Annotated in this window: 1 protein-coding gene; it reads right to left on the bottom strand. The window is 50.1% G+C overall.

The window, feature by feature from the left end:
• Positions 1-350: 350 nt before the first annotated feature.
• The coding region (gene erpA, locus LG30_RS0100010) for an iron-sulfur cluster insertion protein ErpA (protein ID WP_033128656.1) at positions 351-583 on the bottom strand (233 nt) is incomplete at its 5' end.

The raw sequence follows: 583 nt of genomic DNA on the forward strand, positions 1-583 counted from the left end.
ATTCAAATTGTTAAAGAGCAGGGTTTAAAATTATAAACCTCATTGGATTGCTTTGCAAGCCAGACCAGACGCGCACTGCGCCGTGCTGATGGGGTCGCATTATAGGGGCCTGATTCTTTCTGACAAGCAAAAACTATGTGTTTTTTTGAGAAAGCCGTTCAAGTGTTTAATCAACAACCAGATAGTACAATAGTGCAGCACTCAGGGACTCATAGTGGGTAAGTTCTGCACTGAATTGAGCAACGGCGTCGGGGCAACGCTCTGCAACTGGTGCACATATATAGGGGAGATAGGACTGTTCAATAGAAAAGGGCCCCGATGGGCCCTTTTAATCTCATTGCAGCTATCGATCAGATGGAGAAGCTGGAGCCACAACCACAGGTCGTAGTGGCATTGGGATTGGTCACGATGAAGCGAGAGCCTTCCAGCCCTTCGGTGTAGTCCACACTGCCGCCGACCAAGTATTGCAGACTCATGGGATCGATCACCATGGTCACCCCGCTCTTCTCGACAATGGTGTCCCCCTCGTTGATCTTCTCGTCAAAGGTGAAGCCATACTGGAAACCGGAGCAGCCCCCCCCAG

Source organism: Aeromonas aquatica (genome assembly GCF_000764655.1).
Lineage (GTDB): Bacteria > Pseudomonadota > Gammaproteobacteria > Enterobacterales > Aeromonadaceae > Aeromonas > Aeromonas aquatica.